Here is a 16,864-nt window from a genome sequence, read left to right on the forward strand (position 1 = left end):
ATGATGCCGAACCACATCAGCGAAATACTCGCCAAGTTACCGGAAGGCCGGTTGATGTCGGTGGACCTGTTGCGGGGGCTCGCCATCGCGGCGATGGTCCTGGTCAACAACCCGGGCAGCTGGTCATTCGTCTATGCGCCGCTGGCCCACGCGGAGTGGAACGGCTGGACGCCGACGGATGTGATTTTTCCCCTGTTTCTGTTTGTCGTCGGCCTGTCGATGGTGCTGGCCCGGGGGAAAGCGCAGGCGTTTCCCGCAGTGGGCCGCGCGCAGTGGATACGGGCGCTGAAACTGTTCGGGCTGGGACTTTTCCTGGCGGTGTTTTTCTATAATTTTCGCGTTGCGGATTACTCCTGGCTCGACGATCGCATCACGCATATCCGCTGGCTCGGTGTGTTGCAGCGGATCGCGCTGGTCTACCTGGTCAGCAGCTATCTGTTGTCGTGGTGTTCGCCGCGGGGGCTGGCGCTGGCGGCATCGGTGTGCCTGGTGCTGCCCTGGCTGTTGATGCTGACCGTGCCCTACAGCAGTGACAGTGGCGAGGTGTTCCGCGGACAGTTCCTGTTCGGCAATCACCTCTCCGCCTGGATTGATCAGGCGCTGCTGGGCAGCAAGCATCTCTACTACAGTACTGCCAGACCCTTTGCCTTTGATCCGGAGGGGATTTTGACGACGGTGTCCGCGGTTGCCACCTGTCTGCTGGGCGCGCTGGCCGGGCTCGCCTGGCAGCGCAGTGACGGCAGCCCGCAGGCGAAGCGGCGCGTGGCGCAACACTGGCTGGTGGCGGGGCTGGTATTACTGGGGGTCGGGCAACTGGCCAGTACCTGGGTGCCGGTCAACAAGGCGCTGTGGTCGCCCACTTTCGTTCTGGTGACCGGTGGCGTGTCCCTTATTCTGCTCAGCGGGCTTTTCTATCTGGCGGATATCCGCCAGCATCGCCGGGCGCTGGCACCGCTGCTGGTATTCGGCGTCAACGCCATCGCGCTGTTTATGCTCGCCGGAATTGTCGGCCGCCTGCTGATTATCATTCCGGCGGGAGACCAGACGCTAAAGCACTGGCTGTTTGCCACTGTCTTCCAGCCGCTTTTCGGCAACTACGGCGGTTCACTGGCCTTCGCCCTGAGTTGCCTGGTGGCGTTCTACTGGGTCATGTGGCAGATGTACCGACAGCGTGTAATCTGGAAAGTGTGAATACTGTGCTGCCCGAAGATCTTATTCCGGCCCTGCAGGCCCTGATCCCTGAGGAACGTCTGCTGACGCGCCGCGAGCAGATAGCGCCCTATGAGTGCGATGCGCTGCCGGTCTACTGTGAGCGGCCGCGCGTAGTCGTTCTGGCCGCTTCCGAGGAAGACGTGGTCGCCGTAGCGAAACTCTGCTATCGCCTCAAAATACCGCTAGTATCGCGGGGTGCCGGCACGGGGCTGTCCGCCGGTGCCAAGCCCTATCGCGCCGGGGTTCTGCTGGTGACGGCACCGATGAATCGCATACTGTCACTGGATGCGCCGTCGATGCTTGCCAGGGTGGAGCCGGGTGTCATCAACCAGCAGATTACCGCAGCCGCGGCGGCCCACGGCCTCTATTACGCACCGGACCCCTCGTCGCAGATTGCTTGTTCCATCGGTGGCAACGTTGCGGAAAATGCCGGCGGTGTGCACTGCCTGAAGTACGGTGTCACGGTGCACAATGTTATTGCGCTGCGTCTTGTCACTATCGAGGGCGAGGTGCTGGAAATCGGTGGTGAATGCCTGGCGCAACCGGGTTACGACCTGCTCGCGCTGGTGCACGGCTCCGAAGGGTGCCTGGGCATCGTCACGCAGGTGACAGTCAAGCTCCTGCCGTTACCGGCCCGGACCCGCACCTTGATGGCGGACTTCGGCACAGTGCGCGAGGCGGCGGATGCGGTTTCGGCCATTGTGCGCGCGGGCGTGGTGCCGGCGGCGCTGGAAATGATGGACCAGCTGGCGATCTCGGCGACGGAAGCTTTCTGTCAGGCGGGTTACGCCCTCGATGCGGCGGCCATTTTGCTGATTGATCTCGACGGTGATCCGCGCGAAGTGGATCAGGAGCTGGCGCTGGTCGAGGCCCTGCTCGACCGCTCCGGAGCTTGGCGCACCCAGCGGGCCGGCTGCGAAGACCAGCGCCAGCGCTGGTGGAAGGGGCGCAAAAGCGCATTCCCGGCGATTGGCCGCCTGAGCCCCGATTACTACTGTATCGACGGCACCGTTCCCCGGCGCCGAATCGGCGACGTGCTCGAAGCCATCGAGGGGTTTGCCGAGCAGCACGGCCTGCAGGTGGCCAACGTTTTTCACGCCGGCGACGGCAACCTCCATCCCATCATCATGTTTGACGCCGGCGAAACGGGCGCGCTCGAACGCGTGGAAAAACTCGCCGCCGATATCCTCGAATACTGCATCGAAGTGGGCGGCACCATTACCGGTGAGCACGGCGTCGGTGTCGAGAAAATCAACCAGATGGCCGTGCAGTTCACGGATGAGGAAATCGGGCAGTTCCTGGCGCTGAAGGAAGCCCTGGATCCGCCGTGGCTGCTGAATCGGGGCAAGCTGATTCCTACGCTGGCGCACTGCCGCGAATACCGCGCGCTGAGGCATCGCCATGACTGATCGCGACAGCAGCATGGATCTGCAGGAAAGTGTGCGTGCCGCCCTGGCCGGTTCTGCCGAACCCATCGCCATTGCCGGTAGCGGCAGCCGCAGTGCCTTCGATTTACAGCCCGAAAGTGCGAGTCTGGATCTGCGCGCGCACACCGGGGTCATCGACTACGAACCCGATGAACTGGTGTTGCGGGTGCGCGCCGGCACTCGCCTGGATACGTTGCGCGAATTGCTTGCCGCGGAGGGACAGCAGTTCGCCGCGGATATTCCCGCGCCGGCGACGCACAGCACTATCGGCGGCGCGGTGGCCTGTGGCTGGGACGGACCGGCACGGGCTTTCTCCGTGTCGTTGCGGGATACGGTGCTCGGCTGTCGCATGATCAATGGTCGCGGCCACACGGTAAATTTCGGCGGGCAGGTGATGAAAAATGTCGCCGGTTACGATTGTGCCCGCCTGCAGGTGGGGGCATTCGGCACGCTCGGTGTATTGCTCGATGTGTCGCTGCGGGTGTCGCCACAACCCGAGGTGAGTGTTACCCGCAGTTTTGACGTCGACACCGGTGACCTGTCGCAATGGTGGCAGAGAACACGCGCACTGCGCCCGCTGATCTCGGCGACCTGCCATTGTGATGGCCAACTGCACCTGCGCCTGTCCGGGCGCGCGGTGGCGGTGGAGGACGCTGTGGCGCTGCTCGGCGGCGAGGCGAGCGCGTTCGACTGGGCCGCTTTGCGCGATCTTCGCCAGGATTTTTTCCACGGCGATGCGCTGGCCTGCGTGTACCTGCCGCGGGGCGTGTCCATGCCGGTTGAGCGGGGCACTGCACTGCTGGAGTGGGAGGGGGCGCGCATCTGGGTGCGCGGTGGCGACCACGGGGCGCTGCAACAGGCTGCCGCAGCTTGCGGTGGATTCGTGCAGGTATTGCGCGGGGCACCGCTGCCGCCGCAGAGCGCGGCGGCGGATTGGCATCGGCGCATTAAAGCGGCGTTTGACCCGTCCGGAGTATTCAACCAGCGAATTTTTCATGAGCGCTTTGTCGCGGGAGACCGGGAATCGTGCAGGTAAAGATTGTCGAGAACCTGATCGCAGCCGGCGACGCCGCGCGCGCCGAACGGGTATTGAACGCCTGCGTGCACTGCGGCTTTTGCACCGCCACTTGCCCGACCTACTTACTGGAAGGCAATGAACTGGACAGTCCGCGCGGGCGCATATACCTGATGAAGGAAATGCTGGAGACGGGGTCCGCCAGTGCGGTGACCCGCACCCATCTCGACCGCTGCCTGACCTGCCGGAGTTGCGAGACGACCTGTCCTTCCGGGGTGGAGTACCACAAGTTACTTACAGTGGGTCGCGATACCGTCGAGCGACTGGCACCGCGACCGGGGACGCAGCGGATTGTGCGCAGCGCGCTGAGCAACCTGATGTTGTCACCGCGGCTGCTGGGTTTTCTGTTCGCAGCTGGCCGGCTCGTCGCGCCGCTGCTGCCATCTGCGTTGCGACGCACATATTTTCCACCGCAACGCTCTTCTACTGCAGGCACTTACCGAAAGATTTCCCGCAAGTTCCCCGAGAGCGATGCTACAGGCGGCGCGGTGGTACTGGTGCGCGGCTGCGTGCAACCGATGCTGCGGCCGGATATCGATGGTGCGCTACAGCGAATTCTCGAACACTTCGGGGTGCCGGTGAGCCTGTCCGCGGCTGCGAACTGTTGCGGCGCCGCCAGTTACCACACCAGTGGCGAAGAGCAGGCGCGTGAACTGGCGCGCCGCCAGATCGATTACTGGTGGCAGTTGGCCGAGACCACACCACTGCGCGCGATCGTATCCACGGCATCGGGATGCGGCGTGCACCTGCGCGACTATCCGCTGCTGCTCGCCGATGATCCGGAATACAGGGACAAGGCCGCGGAACTCGCACAGCTGGTGCGGGATCCGGTCGAGTTACTCGATGGATTGCTGGCGCAGCGGCCGCTCGACTTGGCTGCGCCGGACAAAAAAGCCAAGGTGGTATTCCACTGTCCCTGTACGCTGCAGCACGGTCTGGGACTGAGTGGCCGGGTAGAGCAGTTGTTGCACTCGCTGGGCGTTGAAGTGCCGGCAGTGCGGGACAGCCATCTATGCTGCGGCTCCGCCGGTACCTATTCGGTGCTGCAACCTGAGCGCGCCAAATCCCTGCGTGGGAAAAAGCTGCAGTCGCTGCAAGAGTCCAATCCCGACCTGCTGCTCACCGCCAATATCGGTTGCCTGTTGCACCTGCAGGGGGGCACCGAGACCCCGGTGCGTCACTGGCTGGAATACGTTGCCGATTTCCTGCCGCACGCTTCGTAACTGTCGAATACCTCTCGCGGGCGATCCGTGCGCAGCAAATCGCATCGATCGGAACCGGGGCGCGGTTGCATGCGCGACCGGGAATCGCGTGATAGGGGATAGGGAAGGGTGGGTAATAGCCTAGGGCCTGTTCACACTAAATTCGATAGTCGCGTTGCCGCCCCAAAACGGGCCAGGCAAGGCGCGAGGAGCATGGTTTAGCGTGCTAAATGAGCGACGAGCAACGCGGCATGGCCCGTTTTGGGGCGCAACCCGAAGGGACGGGGCCGTTTTTCCGCAATGCTGTGTTGTAGTTCGCTTATGTGGCCGGCCACACGGCGCTCACTACGCCTTGCCTTGCGAAAAATAACGGCCGTCGTCGCGGCCATCGAATTTAGTGTGAGCAGGCCCTGGATTGGGCGAAAGCGAGCCGCGGGAATCAGCGGCTCGTAATTGCGGACGATCAGCCAGCGCGGGAATTGGCCGCTTCGATATTCTGCAGCGCGAGGCGCAGGAAGCCATTGGCCTCCGCGAGCGCGCGCTCGGCGGCGTCGCTGTCCAGGCCGCTGAGAATGACCATGATGGCGAGCTTGGCATTGTGGTCGCACTCGCTGAGCACTCTGTCCGCTTCCTCGAGGGATGCACCGGTCGCTTCCATAACGATACTGCGGGTGCGGCTGATCAGTTTGGCGTTGGTGGCTTTGACATCGACCATCAGGTTATAAAAGACCTTGCCGAGCCGGATCATGCTCGCGGTGGTGAGCATGTTCAGCACCAGCTTCTGCGCGCTGCCCGCTTTCATACGCGTTGAGCCGGTCAGGATTTCCGGGCCGACTTCCGGCAGTATGGCGATATCCGCTTCGTCGGCGATGGCTGCCGCCTTGTTGCAGGACAGGGCCACGGTTTTACAGCCGATTTCCCGTGCGTAGCGCAGCCCGCCGATAACGTAGGGGGTGCGGCCGCTGGCGGCGATACCCACTACCACGTCCTCAGCGGTCAAATTGATCTTTTCCAGATCAGACCTGCCCAGCGCCGGATTGTCTTCGGCGCCTTCCTGGGCGCGATAGACTGCATCTTCGCCACCGGCGATCAGCGCCACCACCATATCCTCGCTCACGCCGTAGGTCGGCGGACATTCCACCGCGTCGAGTATACCCAGGCGGCCGCTGGTGCCGGCACCCATATAGATCAGTCGGCCACCCTGCTTGAAGGCGTCGACGATGACATCCACGGCCGCGGTGATCTGCGGCAACTGCCGGTGTACCGCCAGCGGCACTTCCCGATCTGCCTGATTGATTTTCTGCAAAATTTCTTCGGTCGGTAGCAGATCGATGTCGAGTGTATCCGGGTTGCGCGCTTCACTGGTGAGCGCGCTCAGTTCCTTGATTAGTTCGTCGTTCATTTTCTTCCTTCTCAGCCTCTCTGAACCCTGCTGGGCAAGCTGTTAAATATTGACACTCTTCACTGCGAATACTTTTTCAGCATTTCACTCAGTACGCCGTCGACTCAATAGCGACTGAGTCGCGGGCGAGAATGCAGGCGCCGTCGAGGGAACTGCCCAAAGGCGGTATCAACCGGCTCTGCAGGTCCTCGGCCAAATACGGCACCAATTTATCGGCCAGGCCGCCGAGCAGGGTGATGGGCAAATCGGTATCAGCCCACGCGCTGCGTATCAGTCGCTCCACCTCGGCGACGGTTTTGCCGGCGATGTCCCGCGCCAGTGGGCAGGTACGCTGATGCTCAAACACCATGGGCGCAATTGCCGCATACTCGCGCGAGCCGGCCTGCTGTAGCCAGTGTAGGATCGCCGGGCGGTGATTCCCGACATGATGCATCACCTGCTGGCTCAGGGGTGTCTGCGGCGCACCGTGAATATCCAGTTCCCACAACAGCGCACGCACAGCGCTCTTGCCGATAGCGGCGCCGCTGCCTTCGTCACCCACCGCGAGGCCCCAGCCGCCGAATTGGCGGATTTCACCATTGCGGTCGAGGCGCATGGCCACCGAACCGGTGCCAATGGCAGCCATGACCATCGGCAGGCCGGCGCCGGCGCCGACCAGCGACGTGCGTGCATCCGAAGTCACTGTAACCGCGGCGAATCCCATGGCTTCCAGATGGCCGCACAGGGTCCGGGCTGCAGACTCATTGCCGGCGCCGGCGACACCGCAGGCCAGGGCCACCCGATCGGCGCTGACTCCGGATGCCGCCAGCAGTTGGCTGCAGAGGCTGCCAATATTGGAAATAGCCTGCGGCAGATTCTGCGACAGCGAACTGGGTCCGGCGCGCAATTCGATCGGCGGCCGGTTGTCGTCGACGAGGCGCGCCAGTGTCTTGGTGCCGCCGCCATCGATGCCGATATAGCAGTGGCTCATGCACGGGCCCCGGCGAGCCCGCTGTCTGCGGTTTGCGCCGCCGGTTTACCCAGGCAACAGATGGTCAGTGAGACCAGTGTGCCCAGACACAGCTGCCAGGGAAACGCGACGCTGACCGGGTTCTCTTCGCCGGTGATCAGTCCGATCATCCAGGGTTGCTGTGCCAGGGTGACGAGGAAGCCGGCAATCAGTGCTGCCGTGACACTGGCGCCGTTACCGCGCCCGGTAAAGATGGCCGTGAAGAACACGCCCAACAGCCCGGAGTAGGCAAAGACCATGACGGAGAGCGCGAAGGTCAGCAGCGGCAGGTCACTGATCTGCTGCCAGAAATAACAGAGGATCGCCATGGCACTCAGCACCAGTCCGATCAGAAACATCGCCATGCGCCCTGCGGTGACAAAGTGCGCGGCCGGACGTTTAATGCCGCGGCAATCCAGCCAGGGGCGATAGATATCCTCGGTGAGGACACTCGCCATCGAGTTCAGGCTGGAATTCAGGGTGGACAGCGCCGCGGCAATCACACCGACGGTGACCAGGCCGCGCAGCCCCGCGGGCATTTCGTGCAGCACGTAGTGCATGAAGACGGTAACGTCGCCTCCGGCGGGCTGCTCCATGACAGTGCCACCCATCAATTCCGGGTGCTGGTAAAAGAGGTACAGGAGCAGGCCGATTCCCATAAATACCGCCATGATCGGCGCCACCATCACAATGGACAGTGTCATGGCCCGGGCGCCCTCGCGGGCGTTCCTGCAGGTCAACAGTCGCTGGGTGACATCCTGATCCATCCCGAACGCGGCAATATTTAACAGGACAAAGCCGGTGAAGGTGGCCCAGACAGTAAACGGGTCTCCCCAGGAAAAGCTGAAATCGACGAGTTCTAGCTTTGACGCCTGGTCCGCGCCGGGGCTGTCCAGTGTGGCAAGGATTGTCGGCAGGTCCGCGGGAATCTGCCAGAGCAGTACCGCTACAACCGAGAAGGCCGCCGCGAGATAGACGGCGCACTGCAGCACATCGCTCTGGATGACCGAGCGCACACCGCCAATGAATGTCTGTACCAGGCCCGCTGCTGTCAGCAGGAGGATGGCCAGCACCACATGACCTGCGTCGATATCGTTGAAGATGATCATGGAGACGGCGATCGCCGCCATATAGAGACGGGCACCACTGGCAAAGACGCGGCCGAGCAGGTACATACCGCCGGCCTGGTTCTTGGCGGCACTGCCAAAACGCGACTGCAGCAGTTCGTAAACGGTGGTGACTTCCTGGGCGTAGAAACGTGGAATCAGGAAGCGGGCAACCACACCGGCGGCGATCAGGGCGCCGAGATTGGTAAACAGGTAAGTGAGGTCACCACGGTAGCCGAGATCCGGTCCGCCGAGAAAGGTGGCCGCTGACTGGGTGGTGGCCAGGGTGGAGATGGCCACCATCCACATGGGCATACTGTTTTTGGCGAGAAAGTAATCGCGACTGTTACTGGCGCCCTGGCGGGAGAAAAGCCAGCCGCTGACAGCCAGAACCAGGCCGTAGAGGGCAAAAATGGTCCAGTCGATCGCTGTAAACTGTAACTCCATGGATATCCGTCCGCGTTTGCTTGGTATGATTTATTACGGCTATCGGTACTTAATTATTCCTCAAATTTTGATTGATTGGTATCATTTATTCCTGGGTCGAGCAAAAAGTGCACGATTGGTGCGACAATAAATTGCGTCGGCAGTAGGGAAACAAGTCTGTGAGAGAAGATCACTATGGGATCAATTGCGAAAATCCGCGCCATGCGCGAGTCGATGTCTAACCACGAACAGCGGATCGCGGATTTTTTGCTGGAGAACGTGGAGGCCGTGCGCAAACACTCATCCAAATCGCTTGCAGACAGTATCGGCGTCTCCCAATCCAGTGTGGTGAAGTTCAGCCAAAAACTCGGCTACAAGGGTTATTCGGATTTCAAGCTGTCCCTGACCGAATCCATGGCGCGCACAGCGCACCTGCCCAAGGCCATTCACGGTGATATTTCCGTCGATGACGATATCACCACGGTTGGCCGAAAACTGATCGCCCACAAAGCCGTATCCCTCAATGAAACCCTCGGCGTAAACGGCGAAGCAGAGCTTATCCGTGCCGTTCAACTGCTGGCTGCGGCCGACCGTATCCTGGTGGCGGGCGTGGGGGCTTCTTCGCTGGTTGCGCGCGATTTCGCCTACAAACTGATGAAGCTGGGCAAGGCCGTGCTGGTAGAGAGCGACACGCACGTGCAGGTCGCCAACGCGGCGACTTTGAAGCAGGGCAGTGTGGTGTTGGCCATTTCCGAGTCGGGATTGACCCAGGATGTGATTCGGGTGGCGGAGACCGGGTTGCAGCAGGGGGCCGACGTGATTTCCCTGACGCGTTTTTCGCGCAATCCGCTTATAGAGCTGGCGAGTGTCCGGTTGTTTTGTGTTGCCGACGAGGCTGGCGCCCGCAGTTCTTCCATCTTGGCGCGTACCGCCCAGCTGATGGTTACTGACCTGCTGTTTATCCTTATGTCGCAGCGGGACGACCAGGCGCAGGACCTGTTTGAGCGCAGCCGTAACGCTGTCGAAGTGTTCCGCGGCGGGAGCCGGCGCAAGGGCGCCTGATGCGTCGCCGCGCAAACCGGCCAGCAATCCCCCTCAATTACTAATTGGTACAAAGTTGCAGCTTATCGGGGCTGCAAGTTTTATTCGCCAGTGGCTATTGAATTCGCTCTTTAGGAATAATATATTCGTAAAGCCTCTTCTTTTTGTGATTAATATTTCCTTGGAAATAGATTGCGGCAGGAAGGGCGCAGGCTGGTCGAACGCGACGCTTGTACTGTTGCCTCGATTCCGCCTTTTCACCTTGTAGCTTCCAATTCCGGATTCCCCTTCCGATAGAGAATTGGTTTTGAGGGGGCGTTAGCCCCCTCGATTTTCTATCTTCCCCCAGTCCCACGTTACCGCCCATTACCCGTCCCGGTTGTTCCTCCTGTGGCAACATTCCTTCATGTGATCTCCGTAGCGATTTCCGCAAAAAGAATATTTTTGCGCCAAAAGGTTGTGTACGATCGTGCCATTCAAAAATGGGGGATCACTTGAATGGTTAATAAGAAACTCTCCGGATATTTGCTGCTGCTTTTATTCATTTTCTGTGGCGAGGCCTGGAGCAGCGATTACGATCGATCGGAATGGCTGCCGCGCTGGTCCGATAGTGACGGCAACTGTCGGGACACCCGTCACGAGCTGCTGTTGAGGTATTCCCTGGGACCGGTGACTTTTACCCGCGCCAACCAGTGCAAGGTTGCGACCGGCCTGTGGCTGGATCCCTATACGGGTAATTTTTACTTCAAGGCTTCAGACCTGGATGTGGAGCACATAGTGCCACTGAAATGGGCCTTCGATCACGGCGGTGCCTACTGGCCGCGCGAGCGCAAGCGGCAATTCGCCGAGGACCCCGACAACCTGTGGCTGGTAGACGACGGGCGCAACCAGAGCAAAGGTGACAAGGGCCCCGACCAGTGGATGCCGCCCTATAAACCGGTTGCACGAATTTATGTACAGTGTTTTATGGCGATCGTGGAGAAATATGGCCTGCAGCCGACGCTGGCGGAATCCCAGCGGTTCCAGTCACTGGCGCATGAGACATAGATGCTCGGCTGAAAAACTGCCCGGGCCGATAGGGTGATGGAGGATAAGCGCGCCAGCTGCTGCTACGCTTAATGGGAATCAGTCGATGAATGTGCGGGTGACGTTATGTGGCAGTGGTTGCTGGCCGCAAATTTGCTGATGCCTGTCTCCTATGCCGGCGAGACCATCACCATCGGTCCGCCCCAGGGAGCGGGACCCAGTCCCTCCCTGAGCTTTTGTCAGCAGCGATTCTACGAGGAGGACGATGGTCGCCTGTTGTGCAACTGGGCAGTCAATTTCAACTTTGCCTGTTTCGTATCTTACCCGTCCAACAAGGTGCTTCAGGCCGGTTCCAAGCTCTCGGAGCCGGAAGTGGTCGGTGAGTGCGATAACGGCGAACCGATCATCAAACTGTTGCACTACTGATTTCAGGTGGGCTCAGCGTCCAGATCAGTCTTCAGCGGTATCCGGTGTCCATCGGAAATCAGTGCGGCAATTTTTTCCTGCAGCTGTTCGTAGGTAAAGGGTTTCTGAATGCAGTCGAGAATACCGTCGGCCAGAATTTCCTGGACCTTGATATCTACGCTGTAACCGGTGGAGAGAATAGCCTTGATCTCCGGGTTGATCCGCTTGAGGAAGGCGAACAGTTGCTGGCCGTCCATACGCGGCATGATCATGTCCAGTAGCACCAGGTCCACACTTTCATAATTGTCCCGGTAATAATTGATGGCATCTTCTGCGCCGGCAAATGTCACGACTTCGTGGCCGCGCATTTCAAACAGGGTTTTGGAGTAATTCCGCACCATCGCCTCATCGTCGACGACCATGATGCGCACTTTGTGTTCCTGTGATGCTGGCTTCTGCTGCCGGTGCACTTGCTTGGCTGCGTCGCGGATTATCGGCAGGTAGAGATCAAAACTACTTCCTTCCCCTTCACTGCTCTGGCAGATAATGGCGCCCTTATGCAGATGCATGGTGCCGTAAACCGCTGCGAGCCCGAGCCCCGCGCCGCGCCCGCTTTCCTTGGTAGTGAAAAATGGCTCGAAAATTCTGCGCCGGATTTCTGCTGGCATGCCAGTACCGCTATCGCTGACATTGATCAGCAGGTACTGGCCTGGTCCTATTTCGAAGTCGGCGATAGTGGTGGGGTCGTCCAGTGTGAGATCGTGAGTGACGAAACGCAGTGCGCCGCCGCGGGGCATTGCATCTTTTGCGTTGATACCCAGGTTGAGCAGCGCGCTTTTCAATTGGGCGGAATCGCCGAGGACATGGGGGCGGTTGGCTTGCAGTTTCTGTTCGATATCAATTCGTCGGTCTATAGTGCGCTCGAGCATGGCGCACACGTCGCGAATGATTTCGTGCGTGTTGCATTCTGTGAGCTGGTATTTTCCCTTGCGGGCGAATGTCAGCAATTGTTTGGTTAGTTCGGCCGCATGTTGTGCCGTCGTGAGAATATGGGAGATGTACTCGGCAACTCGCTGATCGCAGGTGATTTGCTGGATGACTTCGGCATACCCGGTAATGCCGTGAATCATATTGTTGAAATCATGGGCGATCCCGCCGGCGAGTTCGCCGATGGCCTGCATTTTTTGTGCTTGCCGGAGCTCTTCTTCGAGCAGTCTCTGCCTGGTGATATCGGTGCCGATGCTGAGTACGCCGACCGGTGCGCCCCGGTCATCGGTTAACAGCTTGTTCGTCCAGGCTATCCAGACACGCTTGCCGTCCTTGGTGATATTTTCATTGATGTTGTAGCGGTGTTCGTCGGGAAAGTTACAGATATCATCCATCAGTGGACGCAGATCCCGGCCGGTGCTTTCGTTGGTAGGAACTATGGTGCCGACTACATGGCGCCCGATAATTTCGGCTTCACTGTAGCCAAAGAAACGCTGCGCGTATTCGTTGAAAAAAGTAATAATCCCGTCGCGGTTCCAGCGCAGGATAATGGAATTGGCGTGTTCCACCAGCTCGCGGTAGCGTTCTTCGCTTTTTTGCAGCGCCTCGTAAATATGGCGGGAGTCTTGTTGAGAGGCAATTGGCTGATTGGAGGGGAGGGAAGGTGCATCCGTGGGGCGGTCGGTATCTTTTGTGCGGTTTGCCATCTATCCATCCTGGACGACCTCTACGCGAAGACCAAAGATTGCACCATGGCGACTGTTAAAAGTCTACCGGCCGAACAGTGCTTTTGCGATCTAGTGCACACTGTGCGCGAAATCCTTATTCGTTATAATTTTATTTTTTTCGGATTCGTACCATGTCTGACAGTGAAACCGAACTGCTCGTCGAGCGTATGCAGAGTCTCGGGGAATCTTTCCGCCGTCTCCGTCTCGCCGAAAACGTCTCGCAGGAAACTCTGGCTGCTAGGGCAGATGTGGGGCTCAGTACCCTGAAAAGGCTGGAGCGTGGAGAGGGCTGTAATCTCTCCGCACTGGTGCAGCTTCTGGAATCGCTGGCATATGCCGATCAGTTCGAGTCATTTTTTGCACAACTTGCCGAGAACGCGAGCAAGCGAGATAGCTCGTTGCCGGAATCACGCCGCCGCGCCTCTTCGCCGAGACCGCGAGAATCCCGCTGAAGGCCAAATTTGTATTTTGGACATGGTCTTCGGTGTGCTTCCTGATAGGATATGCCGACAACCCTAATAACGATGGAATTTTTTATGCTGCTGCATGCTCGCTGTTTCGCGGCTGCCTTCGGCGCCGCAGTCCTATTGGCGGGGTGTGGGGGAGATGACAATGGCGGTAAGGGGAAAACCCCCGATTTCGCCCATCAGGATGCTTTTCCTTCCACGTATACCGTCCCCGAGTCCAAACCGGTACTGATCCGCGGGGCGACGCTCCTTACGGGAACCGGTGAAGAACTGGACAATACAGATCTACTGCTGTCTGACGGCAAAATTAAGCGGATCGGGGAAAACCTCAAAGCCCCTAAAGACGCCGTGGAAGTCGATGGCAAAGGCAAATGGGTAACGCCGGGCATCATCGATGTGCACTCGCACCTCGGCGATTATCCGGCACCGGCCATCGAGTCTTCCCAGGACGGCAACGAAATGACATCGCCGAATACGGCCGAGGTCTGGGCGGAGCATTCCGTATGGACACAGGACCCGCAATTCCCCCTCGCCCTTGCCGGCGGTGTGACCACGATGCAGATACTGCCCGGCTCCGCCAACCTTTTCGGTGGCCGCAGCGTAACCGTGAAAAATGTCCTTGGCCGGCGCGTACAGGATATGAAATTTCCCGGCGCGCCTTACGGTTTGAAGATGGCCTGCGGGGAAAACCCCAAGCGCGTTTACGGTGGCAAGGGTGTAGCCCCCTCGACCCGCATGGGCAATGTGGCCGGTTATCGCGAGGCCTGGATCAAGGCTGCGGAATATAAGAAGAAGTGGGAAGACTACGCGAAGAAGGGCGGTGACAAGCCCGAGCGGGATCTGCAGCTCGAAACGCTCGCCGGTGTGCTCTCCGGCCAGATCCTGGTGCAAAACCACTGTTACCGCGGTGAAGAGATGGCGGTAATGATGGATATAGCCAAGGAGTTCGGCTTTCATATCGCCGCATTCCACCATGCGGTGGAAGCCTACAAAGTGGCGGACTTGCTGGCTGAGAACAATGTCTGTGCGGCCATGTGGGCGGACTGGTGGGGCTTCAAGCATGAAGCCTTTGACATGACTGAAGCCAATATTGCGATTGTGGATCACGCCAAGGCCTGTGCAATGATCCATTCGGATTCGGCTATTGGGATCCAGCATCTCAACCAGGAAGTCGCCAAGGCGATGACTGCCGGGCGGAGGGCTGGCTTCGATATCCAGCCTAAGGATGCGGTCGTGTGGATGACAATGAACCCGGCCAAGGCCCTGGGCATTGCCGAGCAAACCGGCAGCCTGGAAAAGGGAAAAATGGCCGACGTTGTGGTCTGGTCACGCAATCCCTTCAGCGTTTATGCCCACGCAGAGAAGGTCTACATCGATGGTGAATTGATGTACGACCGCAATAACAAGAAGCGCCAGCCACGCAGCGATTTCGAGCTGGGCATTCTGGATCCGGAGGGAGTGCGGCCGTGAACAGTACATTGAATAGAATCGTGTTGAACTGCGCGTTGCTGCTGGGACTGGTGTCTGCGCCGGTGCATGCGGAGACGCTGCTGATCAAAGGTGGCGAGGTCTATACCCTGGCGGATGCCGGTAAATTGGGTCGCGCCGATGTCCTGGTACGCAATGGACGTGTGGAAGCCGTCGGGCCCTCGCTGAGTGTCCAGGCGGATCGGGTGATCGATGCCGTCGGTAAAATCGTCACGCCCGGTGTTATCGCGCCGCTGAGTGAGCTCGGACTGACAGAGATTGGTGCAGCCAGCGCCACCAACGATTACGCGGTCACCGGGGACAGCATCGGCAGCGCCTTTGACCCCCTACCGGCCTACAACCCCAAGTCCACGTTGATTCCCTTTAACCGCGCCGGTGGCGTGACTCGCGCACTGGTATTTCCGGCCATCAGCCTGTGGGGCGACAATGTCGGCACGCCACAGCGGGTATTTGCCGGACGGAGTTTTGCCATTGAACTGAACGGTGACTTCGACAGTGTGGTAGCAACGGATCTCGCGCAGAAAGCCTATTTCGGCGAGGCGGGCGGGCAGCTGGCCGGCGGCAGCCGCGCCAGTGCCTTCGCCAAGGTAAAAAATGCGCTATCCGAGGCGCGGGAATACCGCGACCACCGCGACGCGATTCGTCGTGGCGAGTGGCGGGAACTGAACCACTCCCTGGCGGATCTGGAGGCTCTGCAGCCCCTGATTGAAGGCAAGCGGCCATTGATGCTGACTGCCAACCGCGCCAGTGACATCCTCGAAGCTATCCAGCTTGCGAAGGACTTTAACTTGTCGCTGGTGCTGCAGGGGGGCGCGGAAGGCTGGATGGTAGCGCAACAATTGGCCGACGCCAATGTGCCGGTGATCGTCGACGCACTCAACAACCTGCCCATCGCCTTCGAGAGCCTCGGTGCGCGCCTGGACAATGCGGCGTTGATGACCAAGGCCGGTGTCACCATCGCGATCAGTGGTCCCGACTACGCCTCGACACACAACGTTTATCTGGCGCGCCAGTCGGCGGGAAATGCCGTGGCTAATGGGTTGGATTACGAAGCGGGGCTGAAAGCCATCAGTACCAATGTTGCGAAAATTTTTGGTATTGAGGGCGGGGTGATCGAGCCGGGTGCGGTGGCGGATATCGTCGTGTGGAATGGCGATCCGCTGGAGGTTACCAGTTATCCGGAGCAGGTGCTGATCGCCGGTGAGCCCCAGTCGCTGGTGACGCGCTCGACGCGGCTGCGGGACCGCTATCTGAACCCGCAACCCGGTCACGAAGCGGCCTACAAATACTAATTGATACTGATCGAAACGAATCAATGCGGGGCTGCAGCCCCGCTTTTTTGATGCAGGAGAAAACCGATGGCTCATATCACCGGGCTCTATGCGGGCCTGTGCGCACTGTTGATCATTGCGCTGGCATTCCGGGTTGTGCAGTTCCGCCGTTCGGAAAAGGTCGGACTCGGCAGCGCCGGTAAGCATCACGCAGAAGTTCTGATCCGCAGTCATGCCAATGCCGTCGAATATGTTCCGCTGGCGATGTTGCTGTTGTTGATGGCGGAACTCAATGGCCTCGCTGCGCCGTGGCTGCACTTGTTCGGTGGGGTATTTGTGTTGGCCCGGCTGATACACGCTGTGGGGCTGACTGCGGGCAGGGGCGGCTACCACCCGGGCCGTTTTTTCGGCACCGCCTTGAGCTGGCTGGTGATTGTCGGCCTGGCCGCAATCAATATCGGCATGGCTTTCTGAATCGGGGGCTGTTGTTTGACCAGCGAAGGCCTATTGTTATTCGGCCTTAACAAAAAAGCCCGGCGCAAAGCCGGGCGGGTGTCCGCCAATCGGGGCGGTAGAGCAGATGCAGCAGGGCGGGGCACCGTGAGCCCGGAAA

General features: G+C 59.7%; 15 protein-coding genes. 11 read left to right on the plus strand and 4 right to left on the minus strand.

The features are described from left to right. The 4 genes from IG168_RS12905 to glcF are packed head-to-tail and all read left to right on the plus strand — an operon-like array spanning nucleotide 1 to nucleotide 4,937. Entirely contained in the window at nucleotides 1-1,191 is a 1,191-nt protein-coding gene (locus tag IG168_RS12905) for an acyltransferase family protein (protein WP_226876942.1), read from the plus strand. Between the two features lie 5 nt (nucleotides 1,192-1,196). Beyond that, nucleotides 1,197-2,621 (plus strand): FAD-linked oxidase C-terminal domain-containing protein, encoded by a 1,425-nt coding sequence (locus IG168_RS12910; RefSeq protein WP_319024703.1) that lies wholly within the window; start codon nucleotides 1,197-1,199, stop codon nucleotides 2,619-2,621. After that, nucleotides 2,614-3,675 (plus strand): glycolate oxidase subunit GlcE, encoded by a 1,062-nt coding sequence (glcE, locus tag IG168_RS12915; RefSeq protein ID WP_193164814.1) that lies wholly within the window; start codon nucleotides 2,614-2,616, stop codon nucleotides 3,673-3,675. The genes IG168_RS12910 and glcE overlap by 8 nt, the downstream gene beginning before the upstream one ends. After that, complete coding sequence (glcF, locus tag IG168_RS12920; protein WP_193164815.1) at nucleotides 3,666-4,937, plus strand: glycolate oxidase subunit GlcF; 1,272 nt, start codon at nucleotides 3,666-3,668, stop codon at nucleotides 4,935-4,937. Before glcE ends, glcF begins: the two co-directional genes overlap by 10 nt. A gap of 442 nt (nucleotides 4,938-5,379) precedes the next feature. Here glcF and murQ read toward each other — a convergent pair whose 3' ends face one another. The 3 genes from murQ to IG168_RS12935 all read right to left on the minus strand — a co-directional run bounded on the left by murQ (nucleotide 5,380) and on the right by IG168_RS12935 (nucleotide 8,859). Next, nucleotides 5,380-6,318 (minus strand): N-acetylmuramic acid 6-phosphate etherase, encoded by a 939-nt coding sequence (murQ, locus tag IG168_RS12925; RefSeq protein WP_193164816.1) that lies wholly within the window; start codon nucleotides 6,316-6,318, stop codon nucleotides 5,380-5,382. An 88-nt stretch (nucleotides 6,319-6,406) separates the two neighbouring features. After that, nucleotides 6,407-7,288: a BadF/BadG/BcrA/BcrD ATPase family protein gene (locus IG168_RS12930; protein WP_193164817.1), complete on the minus strand. Its 882-nt coding sequence runs from the start codon at nucleotides 7,286-7,288 to the stop codon at nucleotides 6,407-6,409. Then, nucleotides 7,285-8,859 (minus strand): sodium:solute symporter, encoded by a 1,575-nt coding sequence (locus IG168_RS12935; protein ID WP_193164818.1) that lies wholly within the window; start codon nucleotides 8,857-8,859, stop codon nucleotides 7,285-7,287. Before IG168_RS12935 ends, IG168_RS12930 begins: the two co-directional genes overlap by 4 nt. Before the next feature lie 174 nt (nucleotides 8,860-9,033). Between IG168_RS12935 and IG168_RS12940 the strand changes: the two genes are divergently transcribed. The 3 genes from IG168_RS12940 to IG168_RS12950 all read left to right on the plus strand — a co-directional run bounded on the left by IG168_RS12940 (nucleotide 9,034) and on the right by IG168_RS12950 (nucleotide 11,331). After that, nucleotides 9,034-9,900 carry a MurR/RpiR family transcriptional regulator gene (locus tag IG168_RS12940; protein ID WP_193164819.1) on the plus strand — a complete coding sequence of 289 codons (867 nt, stop codon included), beginning with the start codon at nucleotides 9,034-9,036 and terminating at the stop codon, nucleotides 9,898-9,900. Between the two features lie 477 nt (nucleotides 9,901-10,377). Next, a complete protein-coding gene (locus IG168_RS12945; protein WP_193164820.1) occupies nucleotides 10,378-10,926 on the plus strand; it encodes a GmrSD restriction endonuclease domain-containing protein in 549 nt (182 codons plus the stop codon). A 105-nt stretch (nucleotides 10,927-11,031) separates the two neighbouring features. Then, nucleotides 11,032-11,331 carry a hypothetical protein gene (locus IG168_RS12950; protein ID WP_193164821.1) on the plus strand — a complete coding sequence of 100 codons (300 nt, stop codon included), beginning with the start codon at nucleotides 11,032-11,034 and terminating at the stop codon, nucleotides 11,329-11,331. A 2-nt stretch (nucleotides 11,332-11,333) separates the two neighbouring features. On the opposite strand, the gene IG168_RS12955 is transcribed toward IG168_RS12950, so the two are convergent. After that, nucleotides 11,334-13,004 (minus strand): hybrid sensor histidine kinase/response regulator, encoded by a 1,671-nt coding sequence (locus IG168_RS12955; RefSeq protein WP_193164822.1) that lies wholly within the window; start codon nucleotides 13,002-13,004, stop codon nucleotides 11,334-11,336. A 152-nt stretch (nucleotides 13,005-13,156) separates the two neighbouring features. Between IG168_RS12955 and IG168_RS12960 the strand changes: the two genes are divergently transcribed. The 4 genes from IG168_RS12960 to IG168_RS12975 all read left to right on the plus strand — a co-directional run bounded on the left by IG168_RS12960 (nucleotide 13,157) and on the right by IG168_RS12975 (nucleotide 16,725). After that, complete coding sequence (locus IG168_RS12960) at nucleotides 13,157-13,477, plus strand: helix-turn-helix domain-containing protein (protein ID WP_193164823.1); 321 nt, start codon at nucleotides 13,157-13,159, stop codon at nucleotides 13,475-13,477. Nucleotides 13,478-13,561: 84 nt separating this feature from the next. Next, nucleotides 13,562-14,962 carry an amidohydrolase gene (locus tag IG168_RS12965; protein WP_193164824.1) on the plus strand — a complete coding sequence of 467 codons (1,401 nt, stop codon included), beginning with the start codon at nucleotides 13,562-13,564 and terminating at the stop codon, nucleotides 14,960-14,962. Then, on the plus strand, nucleotides 14,959-16,272 hold the full coding sequence (locus IG168_RS12970; protein WP_319024704.1) for an amidohydrolase family protein: 1,314 nt from the start codon (nucleotides 14,959-14,961) through the stop codon (nucleotides 16,270-16,272). Before IG168_RS12965 ends, IG168_RS12970 begins: the two co-directional genes overlap by 4 nt. Nucleotides 16,273-16,338: 66 nt before the next feature. Then, nucleotides 16,339-16,725: an MAPEG family protein gene (locus IG168_RS12975; RefSeq protein ID WP_193164825.1), complete on the plus strand. Its 387-nt coding sequence runs from the start codon at nucleotides 16,339-16,341 to the stop codon at nucleotides 16,723-16,725. Nucleotides 16,726-16,864 lie beyond the last annotated feature (139 nt).

It is taken from the genome of Microbulbifer hainanensis, from assembly GCF_014904735.1.
GTDB lineage: Bacteria > Pseudomonadota > Gammaproteobacteria > Pseudomonadales > Cellvibrionaceae > Microbulbifer > Microbulbifer hainanensis.